Raw genomic sequence first — 17,418 nt, 5'->3', positions numbered from 1 at the left:
ACGTTAATTAAAAGCGGGGTGTACACAGAGCCCTGCACGAAGAACCCACTCTGATATCGGGGAAGTACACCAGAGTTTCACTTCGAGCAGAGTTCGTACGTACACTCCGCACGCCATACGATATGTAGTTATCTGACCTATAACAGACCGCCTAAGAAGTCGCCCTCAGCAGAGGAGAATGCGGCTTCAGTTTCCGCTTGGTACGCCTCCCAAGCCTCGGCATCCCAGATCTCCAAGAAATCCACGGAGCCGATCACTACGCATTGCTTTGTCAGCCCTGCATAGTCCCTATGTGCGGCTGAGAGGGTAATGCGACCTTGCCCATCCGGACGTTGTTCATCAGCACTCGCAGCTAAATTTCGAATAAACGCACGCGCCTCAGGATTTGCCCTAGAGATCGCGGCGGCCTTACGCGCACGAGCTGCAAACTCTTCACGCGGATAGACCGATAGCGAATGATCCTGCCCTTTGGTAACCATCAGGCCACCGGCAAGTTCATCTCGAAATTTTGCAGGAAGCGTCAGACGGCCTTTGTCGTCAAGTTTCGGCGTATAGGTGCCAAGAAACATTGGCTAGGCACCTGCCTTCCCGATAACGCAAGCCTCAACGTCTTTGCCAGTTCCGGGGTAGCAGAATAACCACTATCCCGTCACTGCAAACCACCTTACCCCACTTTCCCCCACTGACAACAGGCATCACTGCGTTTTTACCTTGGGAAACGTGAAAATATCGGCTTCTACCAGCTGATATAAAAGTGGAGAATTTTTCACAACACACCCAATAATCACACCAGTTCTCCCCCTTTTCACAAATCACAACACCCCATCCTTGACACAGTGACACGCTAGAAAAAACGATAAATAATCACCACAACAAGGTGAAATGCCGACTTTTATCCACGTTTAAAAAATGTAGCCAGCAACGCCACATGCCCACTTCTTCACAATATTTCCACGGGGAATGACAGACACATCTGAAAAGGTGGGGGAAAGTGGGGAACCTTGGGAGACTATACATAAGCCGCAGACAACGAGCCCCACACAGAAAAAAAGTCGGCCACCCGAGGGTGACCGACTGTCTTTTTTAAAAAAACTATTGCTCAAATCGACGACGGAAATTTTCCTCCATGCGATTGCCGATTCCGTCGGAGCGTGAAGAGCGGTTCGACTTTCCCGAGGAGCGAGTCGCCCCAAAAGACGAGACCTTCCCACCAGAAGGCGCACGAAGCATCCATATCGCACCGCCAAGCATCACGATAAAACCAGCGATAGCAAGGAGCACAAACAGTAGTGTTTGCTGGCTCAGCGCAACGCCCCCAATGAGCATTACCAATCCGATAGCAATGATCGCAATTCCCCGAAGGGTAACCATTCCGCCGGAAGGCACCAAGCCCGCATCCCTTATAGAAGCGCCAAACTTGGGGTCTTCCGCCAATAAAGAGCGTTCAATCTCTCGCAGCGCACGCTGCTCCTGCTCTGAAAGTGACACTTCGACCTCCCAAGGGACGTTTTGCTTTTTAACTAGCTACTTATGCTAACGCCAACACTAGTAGGAAAGTTCCCTCCAGATTAGGTTTTTCCCAGCTAATTCAAAACCACACAGGGAGACCTTGAAAAATAGCAGGTCAGGCCACTACAGGACCACCATGAGCACACTCAATATCGTCCAGGAAATCTGAAACAATAGATATAAGCCCCCGAACGGTTTGCGCCGAAACTTCCGTTTCCAAACCAGTAGAGACTCGCGAGCGCAACCGTGAATAACCAGCGATCTTGTCCGCCCACATGCTTTCTGCTGCCCCCACCAAGCGCAATTGCTCAATCGCGCTAGTTGGCTTACGCTTGCGAGTCGCTATTGGAGACATAGCAACCCGCGCCCCCGCAGCCCTCAACGCCGCACGATATGCATATTCCAATGCAGAGCACATGTCACCTTGGTGGGATAGCTCACCGGCCTGCACCAGATGAATATGGGCCCCGTCAAGCAGCCGCTGCGCTCCCCCGGCACGCTGCACAAAACGCGTAGTAGCCGATACGACATTCGACATGATTCCTTCCCCTTTCCCATCGGTATCCGCAGGCCATAGTCCTTTACGTTCAAGCTGAGAGAATACTATCCAGCATGTTCAACACTCACCACCCATTATAGTACTGGTGTTCGATTAAAAGCTAGGGTGAGTATTTGACAACTTTTCCCGAAAACTCCTCACGCTCACCGCAAAAAAGTGATTCCATAACATTGTGTCCATTTCCATTCAGAGTCTTTCGAGTACAGCCTTTGCATTCCATTGCCCCGACTTTGTCGATCTTTATATCGATGCGATGGGGTATAACCCGACTCTCCGCCACTCCAGAATCTCTGTGTGGCGACGAGCCGTGATGGAATCCGGGTTCACTGCCGTATGCGCAGTCGAATCGGATGAGGGCCATTCCTATACTTATGGCGATGGCATAGCCGGAGTCGCCTATGGTTTTCTCGGCAGGCGCGAGCACTGGTGGAATCGACAAGTTCGCCGAGGGATTAGAAACGCCAAGGCAACCGTCTCAGGAACGAGCGCATCCATGCCCGATCACTATTTTGAGCTCGCGGAGATCCATGTGTCCCCCACAGCTCAGGGCCAGGGCATTGGCCATAAATTACTCTCGTCGTTGCTCCGTAACGCGCAGTCAACAACAGTTTTGCTCTCCACGCCGGAAGTACCCAACGAGTCAAACGCAGCTTTTTCGCTTTATCGACGCCACGGTTTCTACGACTTACTACGCGACTTTTATTTTCAAGGCGACTCCAGGGCTTTTGCCATCCTCCGGGCAGAGCTCGGCAAAGAGCACAAAGTGCTCAACGTCGGTTAACGCACTGCGTCATGCCCATGATCGGTTCCCCACGCAGGAGCCATACCTAAGTTATGTAGGACTTCCTGGGTAGCCCGCACATAGTTCATCGTCATGAAGTGAATGTCAGGCACTCCCTCAGCAATAAGTTTCTCCGCCATCTGAGTTGTCAGCTCGATCCCAACTTTACGTATGTCTTCTTTATGGGATTCTTCATCCCTCTTGGCGGCGTCGAGAAGCTGTTTTTCCAGCTCGCGTGGCAAAGAAGCACCGGCTAGCTCCATCTGCCGTCGAACAGAACGAATACTTGTTATCGGCATAAGGCCAGGAATAATAGGTTTGCAACCATGCTCAGGGTCCGCTTTGGCTAGGCGATCACGGAGCCGAAGAAAATGCTCGATGTCAAAGAACATCTGGGTGATGGAAAAGTCAGCCCCGGCGCGCAGTTTCTGCAACGTGAACTCTGTATCTGCGTCCAACGACGGCGCTCGATAATGACCTTCCGGGAAACTCGCAATGCCCACTTGAAAATGTGATGTTTTCGGGTTCTTCTTGGTGAGCTCAATGAGTTCACTGGCATATTCCAGGCCTCCGGGAGTGGCAACCCACTCCGCCATGGGATTAGTTCCGGGAGGATCACCTCTGAGCGCAAGAAGGTTGGACAGGCCATGCGCAGCATAATCATCCAGAATCTCTACCAATTCGGCTTCTGTATGCTCCACCAGGGTTAAGTGAACGAGCGTTGTAAGCGGAAGCTTGGATAGCTTATGGGCTACGCGCATCGTGCGTTCCCTGCTCGACCCACCGGCCCCGTAGGTTACGGAGACAAAAGCTGTTCCTAAATCATGGAATGCCTCAGCTGCTTTCCACAGTCTTTGTTCCGCCGATGTATCCCGAGGTGGCATAAACTCCACAGAAAATGGGACCCGACCAGGACTAGGCATCTTAAGTACCTCAGTGATGGAACGCTGATAGGCAGCGGGGATATGCGAAGCAGACATGACTCGGTATCTTAAAGGGTGAGAAACAAAATCTTCGCGTTTCGAGGGTACATCGACCTGTTTTATTCACTCTTTGTGTACAAGGTGAGGGGTACATTCGGATATCCCCTTGTTCTCGACTTTCCTAGTGGCGCGCCAGCAGATGTGCCACTTAGATATAGGCTTGAGCGATATATATGCACCACTTCCGAGACGCGCACGCCGCATCTCCTGTAAGAGAAAAGGATCCCGCTACAGTGTCTCGTTCCACTCCGTCTCCTCAATTCGATGCACGTTCCTTAACTTTCTCCGAAATCGAACCGGCTGTGGGACAAAAACTGCGCGAATTTTTCCAAGGACGCTCCCACAAAATCTCCGTCATCGGCGAGCCAGTATCTCGCGTGGTGACTTATCTGGAAGATTTTGTCTTAGGCGGCGGCAAGCGGATTCGCCCGAGCTATGCATGGGCCGGTTTTTTGGCGGGTAACGGACTGGAAGGCGCAGAAGATCCGGAAGCCGTATTGGCGTCGATAAGCTCTCTCGAACTCATCCAGGCCTGCGCTTTAATCCACGACGACATCATCGATGCCTCCGATTCGCGTCGCGGACGGCCGACTGTTCACCGAACCGCGGAGGCTCGTCATAGGGATAGCGCTTGGAATGGCGACTCTGCGCACTTCGGCGAGTCGATTGCAATCTTGCTTGGCGATCTTGCTTTTGCTTGGGCAGACGATATGTTTAGGACTTCTGGGCTAAGCGATGCAGCTATCGCCAGGACTTCTAATGCCTGGCGAGGTATGCGCACAGAAGTTATTGGCGGACAGCTCCTGGATGTCTTCCTAGAGTCTGCGGGAAGCGAAAGCATCGAACTTGCAGAAAACGTCAATCGCTTTAAAACTGCGGCCTATACGATTGAACGCCCATTACACATCGGCGCTGCTATAGCCGGTGCCGATGAAAATATTGTGCGTGCACTCCGCGATTACGGAAGAGACATCGGCGTGGCATACCAGCTTCGCGACGATCTACTCGGTGTATTTGGTAACCCCGAGGTCACGGGGAAACCAGCAGGCGATGACCTGCGCGAGGGCAAGCGCACTGTTCTCGTGGCCAAGGCTCTAGAGCTTGCGCATGCCACGGATAACGCAGATGCCGTGGAAGCCATCCGAAAAGGCGTAGGAACGGTTACCGAGCCACATGATATTGCGCGTTTGGCCGATACGATTCGGCAAACTGGCGCAGAAGCTGGCGTGGAAAAGCGCATTGACGAGCTCGCAGAACGGGGAATTTCTCACCTTTGTACTGCAGATATCAGTGACGACGCACGCAACATACTCGTATCTTTGGCTCATAAAGCCACAGCCCGCTCAATGTAATTCTGCGTGACAACAATGACTCTTGTGTTAACAAAGCTCTATTCGCTTTCCCCAGTCCGAACAGGCCTGATAGCCACGGTCTTAATCACTCTAGGTTCTTTTGGCGGCGGCGCCATCCGAAACCGCGGCGGGCTGTTGGACATCCTCAACCTGGAATTTTTGTCTTATGGCCACGGCGCTGGTTTTTCCAATATCACGCTGTGGATCGGCTCTGCGCTCTTTGTCGTGGCGTGGTTCCTACTCGGACGACGCGTCGTCGCGGGCCATGCGACAGTCCAGGAAGTAACCCGAACGCTGTCTTTGTGGATTATTCCCCTTGCACTTGCCGCCCCCATCATGTCTCGGGACATCTATTCCTATTTGATGCAAGGCACGCTGCTTCGCGACGGCTTCGACGCCTATACCCAAGGAGCATCCGCCAACCCCAGCCCTATCCTTTACGAGGTCTCGCACGATTGGCGAAACACCACCACTCCTTATGGTCCACTCCATTTATGGATTAGTGAAGGCATAGTGCGGCTATGCGGCAATCACATCGCTTACGGGATTTTTTGTTTTAAAGCGCTGTCGATCCTCGGTTTTATGGGGATCATGTGGGCTATTCCTAAAATAGCTCTCGCCCTGGGCAGTAATCCTGCAATGACGCAATGGTTGGGAGTAGCTAGCCCAGTGATGGTTTTTCATCTCATCGGGGGTATGCACAATGAGGCAATCATGGTGGGCTTGGTCAGCATCGGCTTAGTGCTGGCACTGCGTAAATCAGTAATGAATTATCTCTGTGCCATCGCTATCATCGCAATTGCTATGTCCTTGAAGGCGACTGCCGCACTCGCGCTTCCCTTCGTGGTCTGGATAGCTGTTGCTCATGTTCCGGGCTCATGGAAAACAAAAACGCGCGTTTTCCTCGCAGCTGGAATCGTCGGTGCACTAGAGACTCTCGCCGTCTTAGCCGCGGTAACCTGGGCCTCAGGGGCTTCCTGGGGTTGGATTGCGGCACTGAGCGGCAACACCAAGGTTATTAACCCGCTCGCCTTTCCCTCCCTCGTAGCCACTGCGATTTCTAGCGTGGGAAGCCTGTGGATTGACCCGTTCCCCTTCAACGCTGTTGTGGGTGTGTTACGCGTACTCTCCATGATTCTCATGGCCCTGGGGCTTGTAATCTGCTGGTGGGTTTTCCGGAAAACTCACCGCGATGCCATCCGTGGCACAGCCTCCGCATACGCCGTCGCATTCTTTTTCAACGCAGTAACCCTCCCCTGGTACTACGCAAGCGTGCTTTCCCTCATCGGTACGTTCACGCCGCCGCTGTGGTTAAAGAAAATAACCGTGGGAGGTTCTATCGTTGTAGCAATGGCATTCACAGGAAGCGGAAACCACCAGCTGTACAATCCGGTGTGGATGGTAGCCACGGTAATCGCAGGCTGGTGGATGACCCGCTCAATTTTTGAGGCCGCCGTTGACGACGACGCTCTGAGTGCTAAGGCCGTCTAAAATGCCGCTGCCTGTGCGCGACGCATGACTTCACGGGCAAGGTGTCCGTGAAGGGCGTCGACAGGCCGCCCTGGCAAGGTTTCATCCTCTGTGAACAGGTACTGGAAGATCTCCTCGTCGGTAAAGCCGCCGTCGGAAAGCAACGCAATGACTCCAGGAACAAACTTATTAGTGGTTCCTTTCACAGAGAGGAAAGCTTCGGGAATCTTGCGCACACCGTTGTCATAAACACCGATGAGTTTGTGCTCACCGAGAAGATCAAAAACTCTGGTTACAGGTAGTCCCAAACGTTCCGCATAATCGGGGACGGTAAGAAGGGGCTCGTTGTCTGGCAAGGCGCTACGTGACACGTTGTTGTTACTCACCCTTGTTAATCTAGCTTGTCTGCTGGAACTGCGCGATAAATAGTGCGGCGAGTTAGCAAAGGCAGGTACACGTCGTCCATACTGTTTATCATGGCAGAGTTGATAGTAGGCGATGTTCTGGAGAATCGATACCGCATTGAGGCCCCCATCGCGCGCGGCGGCATGTCCACAGTTTATCGCTGTTTAGACCTACGTTTGGAGCGCCACGTCGCTGCAAAAGTGATGGATGCCCGGTATATCGACGATCCTGTATTTCGCCAGCGCTTCCAGCGTGAAGCGCGCTCTATGGCACAGCTTTCCCACCCATGCTTAGTGGGAGTATACGATTTCTCCTCCGATGGCGATCAAGTCTTTTTGATCATGGAGCTCATAACAGGTGGCACTCTGCGTGAGCTGCTTGCAGAACGCGGCCCCATGCCTGCTCATGCAGCGGCAGCCGTTATGCACTCTGTTCTTACCGGTTTGTCCGTTGCGCACAAAGCAGGAATGGTGCACCGGGATATCAAACCCGACAACGTTCTTATCAATGGCGATCATCAGGTAAAACTTGCAGACTTTGGACTTGTCCGGGCTGCGTCGGCAAGCCAAGCAACCTCTGCAAGCATTATCGGCACGGTCTCCTACTTATCCCCTGAACAAGTTTCTGGTGACGATATTGGCCCCGCCAGCGATGTATATTCGGCCGGTATTTTGCTCTACGAATTACTTACTGGCACCACGCCGTTTAGCGGCGACACGCAAATCGCCCACGCGTATTCACGTCTCGATCGCACGGTCCCCGCGCCAAGCGACGTCATTGACGGCATTCCCCCGCTTTTCGACGCCCTCGTCGCCTCAGCCACCACGCTAAGCCCGCACGATCGCTTTACCGATGCCGACGAGTTCCTCACGGCACTCGATGACGTTACTGCTGAACTCCAGCTTCCAGCTTTCAAAGTTCCCGTCCCCGCTAACGCCGCAGCCCACCGCGCCTCCGAAAATATCAACGGGGCACTCAGCGCTACGGATCTACTCACCACAGATATTCCCAGGGATGCAACTGAGCTCATCGACGATGCCCCGGACCAAGGATTGTTCCCGCACTCGCAGTACCCGACCACGCAGGAAACATCCGTCTTCCCGGCGACAGAAGCTGCCGCAGAGACTCAGATCTTTCCCCACGAAGGAATAGTCGAAGCTGCGCGCCCCACCCCCAGTATGGCGCCCGATCCCTATGCTGCAGCAGCGCCTGCTGTTCCTGAGGCTATTCCCCCAGTGCCAGGAGAAGAACCGCCCGCGGAACCTCCAATAACTAACAGGTCAAAGGCAAGTTTTATCATTTGGCTTGTCCTTGTCCTTGTAGTAACGGCATCCGTGGCAGTCGGTGGTTGGTGGTTTGGCTCCGGACGATACGGAGAAGTTCCTCAGGTACTCGGAATGAGCCAGATAGAGGCAACTGCGTTAGCTCAGGATGCGGGCTTTAGCACAACCACGTCCCCCGTCTATAGCGATGATATTCCAGCTGATTTAGTCGCGGGAGCCGTACCAGAGATCGGACATCGAGCAGTAAAAGGCAACGAGATTACCCTTTTGGTATCCCAAGGAAAGCCCACCGTCCCTTCTATTCCAAGCAGCCACGATATTGCGGAAGTCCGCTCGCTTTTAGAGGAACGCTCCTTATCCTATTCAGAGGCACCGCCAGAATATTCTGATGACGTTCCCGAAGGAAAAGTTGTTTCCTTAAAACCAGAACCGGGAACCACAGTCCGCGTGGGCTCAGAAGTAGCCGTTGCACTATCCCGAGGTCCCGCCCCTGTTAATGTTCCCAATGTCGCAGAAATGTCTGAACAATCAGCACGCGAGCAACTGGAAAAGCTTGGCCTCAAAGTGAATATCACCGAGGAATTTAACTCAGAAATACGCGGTGGAGATGCCATCGGGACGCTACCTGAGGCCGGCACCACCCTGCCCCGTGGCACTACTGCCACTCTTCGGGTCTCAACGGCCGTGGAGATCCCTGACGTGCGTGGAAAATCCAAGCAAGAAGCCACCAGCGAGCTCGCTGCTGCCGGAATCAGAGTAAGTAGTGTCACGCGATCGGAGTCGGAATCCGGCAACTCTGCGGACGAAATTACCTCCATCATGCCGCCGTCCGGCAGTCTCATTGACCCCGCGCGTACCACCGTGGATCTTGTTCTTGCCGGCGAGGTCAACGTTCCTTCCGTCGTGGGAAAGAAATACTCCGAGGCTAAGAAGATTCTTGAAGAAGCTGGTTTTACGGTCAAAGGCACCGGGGCTAAGAAACCTTCCTCCCGCGTCTATTGGCAATCCCCCACGGGAGGTCGAGAAATCCCTGGAGCCGAGATCAAGCTACGAACAATAGGTTCCTAGTAGGGAAACAAAATGCCTCGATTTCTTGAGCTAGTTCACTAACTAAGAAAGCGAGGCATTTTTAGATCATATTAGCTGTGACTGCGCGACCAGCGCAGCAGTTCTTAGTTCCGCAGCATCTCTGCGACGAGGAAGGATAGCTCCAGCGATTGCTGGGTGTTAAGACGTGGATCGCAGGCAGACTCATAGCGTCCGGGCAGATCCACATCCGTGATGTCTTCTGCACCGCCAAGGCACTCAGTGACGTTTTCACCAGTAAGTTCAATGTGAATTCCGCCTGGGTGTGTACCGAGCGCACGATGAACCTCAAAGAAACCTTGAACCTCATCAATCACCTTGTCAAAGTGACGAGTCTTATAGCCGTTGGAAGAGGTAAAGGTATTCCCGTGCATCGGGTCCGACTGCCAGATCACTTTGTGTCCGGAGTCCTCAACAGCCCGGACGATGCCCGGCAAGACGGAACGAACTTTGTCATGCCCCATACGTGCAACCATGGTGAGGCGACCCGGTTCAAAATTCGGATCCAGCTTATCCGCATAAGCCACGGCCTCTTCAGGCGTACAGGTAGGACCGATCTTGATGCCGATGGGGTTGGCGATCATTGCCGCGAAATTAACATGGAAGTCTTCGATGCCACGCGTACGCTCGCCGATCCATAGTTGATGTGCAGAGAGATCGTAAAGCTCTGTTTCTCCCTCTTCGTTTTCCGCCAGGCGCAGCAGGGCACGCTCATAGTCCACGACGAGAGCCTCATGGGAACAGAAAATATCTGCGGAATGCAGCGTGTTATCCGTAACGCCGCAGGCGTTCATAAAACGCAATCCCCGCTCAATCTCCTGAGCCAACGCCTCATAGCGCGCTCCAGCAGGAGAACTGGCAACGAACTGCCTATTCCAGCCCGTCAAACGATGCAGATCAGCGGTGCCCGATGAGGTTAATGCGCGAACCAAGTTCATGGCAGCAGAGGAGTTAGCGTAAGCGCGGATCATACGTGCGGGATCGTGCTTACGGGCTTCTTCGGTCGCTTCCACCCCGTTAACGATGTCCCCGCGGTAGTTGGGCAGACCGTTCTCATCGAGATTGGATGAGCGTGGTTTAGCGTATTGTCCCGCAATACGAGCCATTTTAATAACCGGCGTGGAGGCACCGTAGGTAAGCACAACTGCCATCTGCAGAAGTGTCTTAATGTTGGCACGAATATGCGGTTCCGTGTTGGACTCAAACGTTTCGGCGCAGTCCCCACCCTGGAGTAGGAAGGCTTTGCCGTTGGCAACGTCGGCAAGCAACTTCTTGAGCTCGCGGACCTCCGGCGCAACCACGATAGGGGGCACCGATTCTAGGATCTTGCGAACGTTCTTGGCGGTTTTCGTGTCCCAAATTGGCTGCTGCTTTGCGTCACGAGCGATGACGTCTTCAAATCGCTGTTGCAATCCATCCGGCAACGGCGGAAGATCTGGCAAAACGTCTTTAGGAATGTCTACTGTCCAACTCACACTCTTATGTTTAGCACGTCACCGTTAAAATCAGCGCGTCGGCGGAACATAAAATTCTATACTTGGACATTTTATGCAGAAATCGCGCTTCGTCGAGAGTGGAAAACAGGGTAAAAACAGGCCAGCTTATACTCGATTCTTCTTATCGATCGGCAGACGCATCGCGCACACCTTGAATTTCTGCAGGTTATGCCGCGCATCGACGAGAGCGTCATGGTTTCCGTCAGGCGCTTTAGGCAACGCAGGCTGTCCGGCGAATTCCCAATATTGTTTAAGCTCATGCGTAAAACGGGGGATCTTTCGCGGTAGCCCCGTCATATCACCCCAAAGCTGGGCAAGTACCACGTGATCGTACGCGCCTACCCACGCCCACAGCTCAGGATGTGAGTCTGCGGATAAAAGAAACTCCACGATATCATCACGGATCTGCGCGTTAGTCTTCCATAGTTCACTCGAAGGATTTGGCAGTTTGTTTAACACATTCTCCCGAACCCATTTCCCCGCCTTGGAGTGATCAGCATCGGTAGACACTGCATAGTACTCTCGCCCGTCCTCATCGACAATGCCGATCGAGACAAGTTCGATACTGCGGCCGTCTTCAATGAACTCGGTGTCATAAAAATACCTCATCCGACCTTGCCTCACTGCGATAAAATCAACGGTTTTTTGTCATGCGTCTCACAGAGGCAAAGAAAGCCCCAGCGCACATTATCTGTCAATTAATCACCACAGTAATAAACCACCATGCATCGGCCATGCATCGCCCCCTAGCTTAAGTCTTAGCCGCTACGGGTGTTTGCTTTGCGACGCCCGCCTGGCGGGGAACCAACCCGCGTGGCGCGATGGAACGCCCAATGAGGGGAAGACGCGACAAAAGCTCCATCGCTGCAGCTCCGGCGATCGTAAAACCGATGCACAGCAAAACCCACACCTCAGAAGACCCTAGGAGAGTATCGCTATACAGCTCGATCCCCTCCTCGCGATAGCGGAAGAAATATCCGAAGAGCAGAGTCAACACGATGGGATGGCTCAGATAGATAACCAATGTATGCCGACCAATCCACTGCAGTCCCTCCCCTACTAATGAGACCTTAGAGAGCAGAACCGCACATACGATAGCAGCGGGCAAATACAACAGATGCGTGAGCGTAAGCAGGGAAAGCTCCCAGACTTCTGACACCGACACATGCGATATTTCGCGGCTCAAGAGCCGCGTCCCGCACGCCACTGCAAGCTCTACGGGTTTAAGAGCATTCTCCGCATAGCGCTCAATCAAGGGTCGTGCATAAGCGCCTATCAAGAAGCACGGAAGATACGCCACGACTTTTTCTGTCATGGGAGTTTCCGGAGCTATCGGCGCACACACGATAATGGCGAGTGGGATAAACCAACGCAACCACGGATGCAGGAACTTTGTACTCCACAGCGCGATAGTAAAGAAGAACAGGGAGTGGAGGAACCAATACATATTTTCAGAAGTCCACAAGGCTTCCACGTAGAAGTCCTGGTCCGGGAGAGGCTCATCCCAAAACACAAAAAACTCTATCCGCTTGGCAAATAACTCCAGTGGAGTCCACAGCACGTAGGGAACCAAAAGGAACCACAGGCGATGTACAAATAGCTCCGCAAAGCTAAACCGGAATACTTTGATGGAGAAAAAACCGCTTACCAGAAAAAATAACGGCATCCGAAGAGGCGCAATAAGTTCATTTACCTGCGCCGCCGCCGTGTACATCCCATCAGGAACAGACAAACAAATGTGGAGCAGCACCACCCCGATGATCGACAACCCTTTGGCCACATCGGGCCATGCCATGCGCGGTTTCTTCTGAGCTGTTGCCGGCACCGTTGCTGGCGGTGCTGCTGCCGGGATCGCCAAAGACTTCTGAGGCTCAGTGACCACTGTAAGGTGCATTCGAGTAGCTTCGTGGGCTTTTTCCTCTAAAGACACGACGTCGCTAGACCTGTAGAGAGGGCGCTCGCATCGAAAATCCCGCATTCTGCAGGCAGCGTTCTTGCTCTTGTTTGCTTGCGTCTTCTTTTTTCCAGGGAGTCTCACACTAGAGGGAAAGCGAAAAACACGCGGCTTTACTACTCGCCGATCCATTATGCTCCCTCTACAGGCTGTCGCCTTACTCGTTTTCTTGCTATACAAAGCAAAGCGCCGGCCTAAAACCGGCTGCACTGTCTTTGAATTGACCGCCCTATGCTTTGCTTGTCAACGAGCCCATTCCACTGTTGCAGAATGTTCGAGCTCTGGACATAGGCACATAGCCATGCGAAATGACCATAAGCCTAGTTGATCACCAGAGCAGCTAAAACTAAGGGCACCCAAATTTACTCCGCGCCCGCGGGATATCCTTTGTCCTCTTCAAGGGATTTTTTTACATCCGTTGCGTACATGTCCACATACGGCTGGCCACTCAAACACGAAAGCTCATGCATCACATAATCAGTGAGTGCACGATATGCCTCGTGAGATTCTGGGTCCAGCCCCCGCTTCGCAGCAAATTCAGAGGGAATGATCGGATCGCCTATCTTCATCCGAACCTTATAAGGACGTGGTATCCACGAGCCGATCGGATTAGCCTCACGGCTTCCAATCATGGCGACGGGAATCACCGGATCATTGGTGGTAAACGCGATCCGGGCCATTCCCGTCCGCCCTTTATAAACCCGCCCATCAGGTGAGCGCGTACCTTCAGGATAAATCCCGAACACGTCTCCCCGCCCCAAGATCTCACGAGCCGTACTGATCAATTCCACAGCAGCAGTCGGAGAGTTTCTATCAATAGGAACCTGGCCTACAGAAGTAAAAAACCACTTTTGCAACCGGCCGATGCACCCCGAGGAAGTAAAATACTCGCTCTTTGCCGGAAAAGTGATCTGACGACTACACACCAAAGGAAAATAGAAAGAATCCAGAACCGACTGATGGTTCGAGGCTAGAATCGCTGCTCCCGACGAAGGGATTTTATCTACTCCTTCAACCTCGGGCCGATTATACAGGCGCAGAATAGGACCTAGCAGGATGTGCTTGAAGGTCCAGTACCACTTGTTGTGCATCAGGGAATCCTTGAATATCAGAGAGCGAGGGCGATCAGACCAATTGGCGAGCCAAATCAGATACCCCGATCATACCCGCATCTCCGCCTAGCTTCGCACACGAAACTTTGGGAAGGGGGCGGTATCCTGCCCCCACCATAGATGCAGCCATCGTCTCCACGGCAGTATCAATATAAAGTGCGCTTGCAGTGGATACTCCCCCACCGATCACGATAAGACCAGGATCAAGGACATCCGCCACCACTGAGAGGGCGCGCCCCATCCATTGCGCAAAATCTTCCACTACAGCACACGCCAGCTGATCACCGTCACCAGCTGCAGCCATAATGCGCTTACCGCTTAGGGAACCGTTGGCTAGGTCGTCGATAAGCACGGAATCGGTTGCCTTGCCCGCCGCGATCATTTCACGAGCAGTAGTTTCCAAAGCCGTTCCTGAGCAATAGCGCTCAAGGCATCCCCGCTTGCCGCAAGAGCACGCTCGGCCCCCTGGCACCACAGTGAGGTGGCCGAACTCCGGCGCCGTGCCAAACGCCCCACGATAAATTTCTCCTTGATGCATAAGGGTTGCACCAATTCCCGTTCCTACTGCAAAGAGGACCCAGTTATATGCCCCCTGTGCGGCACCAAACCGGTATTCTCCCCATGCTGCCGAATTTGCGTCGTGTTCAAGCCGGACAGGTAAGCCTAGAGCTTCCGAAAGCTCTGCGCGGACAGCCCGATCTCGCCACGGAAGATGCGGAGCAAAACGAACGACCTCACAATCAGGGTCCAAAAAACCAGCTACCGCGAGCCCCACTGCGGAGACATCATGCCGCTGCCGCAGGTTATCTACGAGCCCGATAATGCCCGATTCAAGCAGTTCAGGAGTCGATGGCGTAGGAACCGACATAGAGTTAATGATTTGACCATCCGAAGTCACCGCCGCCGCCCGCATGTTAGTGCCACCAATATCAAAGCCCACGGTGACTGCGTCGGATCTTTCAGACATATCTCGCCTCAACTGTCCTCGACTTTTTGGAAAACGCGCACTCTATGCGGCCACGCACTATGGAACCGCACAAAGCATAACTAACAGAGTATAGCGAGCCGCCACCCCAATATCACATTTACGCTTATAGCAATGCGCGTAGTCTCCGCCCCATAATCTCCCAACTCCATTGCTCTTTCACGTGCTGCCGCCCTTTGCCTGCCATAGCTTGTCGGCGCTCCCCGCCCATTGCTACAAGAGAGTTCACGGCAAGAGCCACCGCCGCCGCACTATGCCCATCCACAACCACACCACCCCCAGGAGCGATCGTCTCCGGTGCGCCACCAGAGTCCCCAGCAATGACCGGCACGCCGCACGCCTGGGCCTCCAAGAAGACGATCCCTAGCCCCTCGACATCAAGCCCGCGCCCCCGCGTTCGACACGGCATAGCAAAGAGATCACAGGCCTGAAGAATCTCCACCATGCATTCCTCAGAGACTCTGCCCATAAAAGCTACGTAATCTGTTACCCCATGCCTTTCCGCTAGTTCCACTAGTTTAGTTTCATACGGCCCCCCGCCCACGAGCACCAGCCGAACCGACTGGCCTCCGCTAAGTATCTCAGGAAGAGCCTCGATGAGCCGGTCTTGCCCTTTCCTAGGAACTAAACGAGAAATACATGCGATAACAAACTCATCCTCGCCCCACCTCAGTTCCTCACGGATACGCGCCCTTACACCGTTTTCTACCGGATGAAAGCGCTCCACATCCACACCTGAAGGAAGATGCGCAAACTCAACGTGAGAACCAAAGGCCCCTCGGATGCGACCAAGCGTGAATTCAGAGATATACGTGACTACGTCACTGTATCGACCGATGCGCCTCAATAGCTGGCGTGCTATCGGTAACATTGCCCAGCCCACCTCATGCCCATGAGTCGACGCAACAACCCGACGCGCGCCGGCTTTCTTAGCTCTTCCGCCAAGAAGCCCTAATGGAGCGGCCGCACCAAACCACACGGTGTCTATCTGTTCCTTCTCTATAATCTCTGCCATTCGACGAGCCGTAGCAGGGATAGGAAGCATAATCTTGTGCGGCCAGCGATACACCACATAAGGCAGAGACGCATCATAAGCCTCCACAGCAGCGGCATCCTGCGTAGAAGCGAACACAACCACATCCTGTGGCTCCAGCTCATCCAAGTAGTCACGAATGTACGACTGGATTCCGCCAAGCGTCGGCGGAAAATCATTAGTAACTAAGAGCACCCGGGTCATGCTTTGATTCTCCCATGAATAGTGAGAGCCCGACGATCATTGATCGTCGGGCATGCACTGCGAAGATTAGTAACGGCGAGCTCCATAGAAAGGCATTGAGTCAACAGGCACGACCTGAACTGGAATGCCATAATCCGACGCATGCACGAGCATGCCGTTGCCTGCATAGATTCCCACGTGCGTGGCACCAGGATAATATCCGACGACGTCTCCCGGTTGTAGCTCACTACGAGAAACAGGAGTTCCACCAGCCATTTGCGCCTGGGACGTTCGTGGAAGCGACTTGCCCTGCTGCTGGTAAGACCAATACACCAATCCAGAGCAATCAAATTGCGACGGTCCTACCGCACCCCACCCATAGGGCGAACCGAGTTTAGTCATCGCCGCCTGCAGAGCACCCATCCCCTCGGGGTTGGAACCGACAACTCCATCGAGCGAATATGCTACAGGGCCATTCTTAGCTTCCCACCGCGCCCTATCTTCGCGACTGAGACTTTCTACCTGTTTACGGAGATCTTCAGTCTTGGTCTTGAGCGCTTCTTGCTCTTTGAGTAAAACCCCGTGCTGTCTTTCAAGCTCAGCTTGCTTAAACTTCGCTTCAGCAATCGCACGAGTAACAGATCCTCGCTTGACTGCAGAGTTTTCTGTTGCTTTAGACAACTCGCCTAAAGCTGCCTGTGCATTCCTCGTGAGAACCGACATATACGCGGCACGGTCAATAGCGTTCTGGGGATTTTCTGCAGAAACAGCATTAGTTAATGGATCAATAACAGCGCCACGATATTTTGAAGCCGCCAGACGATTGATCTCACTGCGATAGACGTCTTCTTTAGCCTTCGCCTCGTCCGCTTCCTGGGTAGCTCGATCAACATCAGATTGAAGATTCCGCAAAGACTCTTCCCCTGCCGTTAAATCAAGCTCCAGCTGTTTCACCGCCTCATTCTTGGCGTTTGCATCTTGGGAAATAGCTTCCATCGAGCTAATGAGTGATTCGACATCGTCTGCAAAAACAGCCGGCGCCAAAGATCCACCTACAGAAACCATGACCAGCAAAGGTGCAACGAAAAGCATTCGGCGCGTTTTTTTCACTGTTTTCCCCATAATGTCTAGCTAGATGAACACAACAACTATATAGCCCACACAGCAAAAAACAAGCATTGCCCTGCATAACTGTAAGCAAAGTGAAAATAGTGAAGGTCCGGCATG

The 17,418-nt window shown here is 53.3% G+C and carries 16 protein-coding genes; 4 read left to right on the top strand and 12 right to left on the bottom strand.

Features of this window, described 5'->3' with window-relative positions:
• Window positions 1–137: 137 nt before the first annotated feature.
• From mraZ to ET810_RS01650, 3 genes are all read right to left on the bottom strand, one after another.
• On the bottom strand, window positions 138–569 hold the full coding sequence (gene mraZ / locus ET810_RS01660) for a division/cell wall cluster transcriptional repressor MraZ (protein WP_087454276.1): 432 nt from the start codon (window positions 567–569) through the stop codon (window positions 138–140).
• A 523-nt stretch (window positions 570–1,092) separates the two neighbouring features.
• The gene (locus ET810_RS01655) at window positions 1,093–1,488 is read right to left on the bottom strand and encodes a DUF3040 domain-containing protein (RefSeq protein WP_087454277.1); all 396 of its coding nucleotides are present in this window, start codon (window positions 1,486–1,488) and stop codon (window positions 1,093–1,095) included.
• 136 nt (window positions 1,489–1,624) lie between these two features.
• Window positions 1,625–2,047 (bottom strand): SAV_6107 family HEPN domain-containing protein, encoded by a 423-nt coding sequence (locus ET810_RS01650; RefSeq protein WP_087454278.1) that lies wholly within the window; start codon window positions 2,045–2,047, stop codon window positions 1,625–1,627.
• A 193-nt stretch (window positions 2,048–2,240) separates the two neighbouring features.
• On the opposite strand from ET810_RS01650, the gene ET810_RS01645 reads away from it, so the two are divergent.
• Entirely contained in the window at window positions 2,241–2,849 is a 609-nt protein-coding gene (locus ET810_RS01645; RefSeq protein ID WP_087454279.1) for a GNAT family N-acetyltransferase, read from the top strand.
• On the opposite strand, the gene ET810_RS01640 is transcribed toward ET810_RS01645, so the two are convergent.
• On the bottom strand, window positions 2,846–3,829 hold the full coding sequence (locus ET810_RS01640) for a methylenetetrahydrofolate reductase (protein ID WP_087454280.1): 984 nt from the start codon (window positions 3,827–3,829) through the stop codon (window positions 2,846–2,848). The two genes, ET810_RS01645 and ET810_RS01640, sit on opposite strands and share 4 nt — an antisense overlap.
• Window positions 3,830–4,005: 176 nt before the next feature.
• Here ET810_RS01640 and ET810_RS01635 point away from each other — a divergent pair, with 176 nt between their 5' ends.
• Both ET810_RS01635 and ET810_RS01630 read left to right on the top strand, forming a co-directional pair.
• Window positions 4,006–5,184: a polyprenyl synthetase family protein gene (locus ET810_RS01635; protein ID WP_087454281.1), complete on the top strand. Its 1,179-nt coding sequence runs from the start codon at window positions 4,006–4,008 to the stop codon at window positions 5,182–5,184.
• A 15-nt stretch (window positions 5,185–5,199) separates the two neighbouring features.
• Complete coding sequence (locus ET810_RS01630; RefSeq protein ID WP_134315993.1) at window positions 5,200–6,675, top strand: alpha-(1->6)-mannopyranosyltransferase A; 1,476 nt, start codon at window positions 5,200–5,202, stop codon at window positions 6,673–6,675.
• Here ET810_RS01630 and ET810_RS01625 read toward each other — a convergent pair.
• Window positions 6,672–7,040: an Rv2175c family DNA-binding protein gene (locus tag ET810_RS01625; protein ID WP_166740992.1), complete on the bottom strand. Its 369-nt coding sequence runs from the start codon at window positions 7,038–7,040 to the stop codon at window positions 6,672–6,674. The genes ET810_RS01630 and ET810_RS01625 overlap by 4 nt on opposite strands.
• Before the next feature lie 90 nt (window positions 7,041–7,130).
• Between ET810_RS01625 and ET810_RS01620 the strand changes: the two genes are divergently transcribed.
• Window positions 7,131–9,410 (top strand): PASTA domain-containing protein, encoded by a 2,280-nt coding sequence (locus ET810_RS01620; RefSeq protein WP_166740991.1) that lies wholly within the window; start codon window positions 7,131–7,133, stop codon window positions 9,408–9,410.
• A 104-nt stretch (window positions 9,411–9,514) separates the two neighbouring features.
• Here ET810_RS01620 and ET810_RS01615 read toward each other — a convergent pair whose 3' ends face one another.
• From ET810_RS01615 to ET810_RS01585, 7 genes are all read right to left on the bottom strand, one after another.
• A complete protein-coding gene (locus ET810_RS01615; protein ID WP_087454284.1) occupies window positions 9,515–10,903 on the bottom strand; it encodes a class II 3-deoxy-7-phosphoheptulonate synthase in 1,389 nt (462 codons plus the stop codon).
• 126 nt (window positions 10,904–11,029) lie between these two features.
• On the bottom strand, window positions 11,030–11,533 hold the full coding sequence (locus tag ET810_RS01610; protein ID WP_087454285.1) for a polyadenylate-specific 3'-exoribonuclease AS: 504 nt from the start codon (window positions 11,531–11,533) through the stop codon (window positions 11,030–11,032).
• A gap of 142 nt (window positions 11,534–11,675) precedes the next feature.
• Complete coding sequence (locus ET810_RS01605) at window positions 11,676–13,010, bottom strand: acyltransferase family protein (RefSeq protein WP_134315961.1); 1,335 nt, start codon at window positions 13,008–13,010, stop codon at window positions 11,676–11,678.
• 230 nt (window positions 13,011–13,240) lie between these two features.
• Window positions 13,241–13,969 (bottom strand): lysophospholipid acyltransferase family protein, encoded by a 729-nt coding sequence (locus ET810_RS01600; protein WP_087454287.1) that lies wholly within the window; start codon window positions 13,967–13,969, stop codon window positions 13,241–13,243.
• A 34-nt stretch (window positions 13,970–14,003) separates the two neighbouring features.
• Window positions 14,004–14,957 (bottom strand): ROK family protein, encoded by a 954-nt coding sequence (locus tag ET810_RS01595; protein ID WP_087454288.1) that lies wholly within the window; start codon window positions 14,955–14,957, stop codon window positions 14,004–14,006.
• A 124-nt stretch (window positions 14,958–15,081) separates the two neighbouring features.
• The gene (locus ET810_RS01590; protein WP_087454289.1) at window positions 15,082–16,212 is read right to left on the bottom strand and encodes a glycosyltransferase family 4 protein; all 1,131 of its coding nucleotides are present in this window, start codon (window positions 16,210–16,212) and stop codon (window positions 15,082–15,084) included.
• Between the two features lie 66 nt (window positions 16,213–16,278).
• Window positions 16,279–17,283, bottom strand: a complete 1,005-nt coding sequence (locus ET810_RS01585) for a C40 family peptidase (protein ID WP_087454917.1) — start codon at window positions 17,281–17,283, stop codon at window positions 16,279–16,281.
• Between the last annotated feature and the right edge of the window lie 135 nt (window positions 17,284–17,418).

The organism is Corynebacterium silvaticum, from assembly GCF_004382825.2.
GTDB lineage: Bacteria > Actinomycetota > Actinomycetes > Mycobacteriales > Mycobacteriaceae > Corynebacterium > Corynebacterium silvaticum.
Note: the sequence above shows the minus strand (reverse complement) of the source record. Positions and strands in the feature narration are given on the sequence as shown.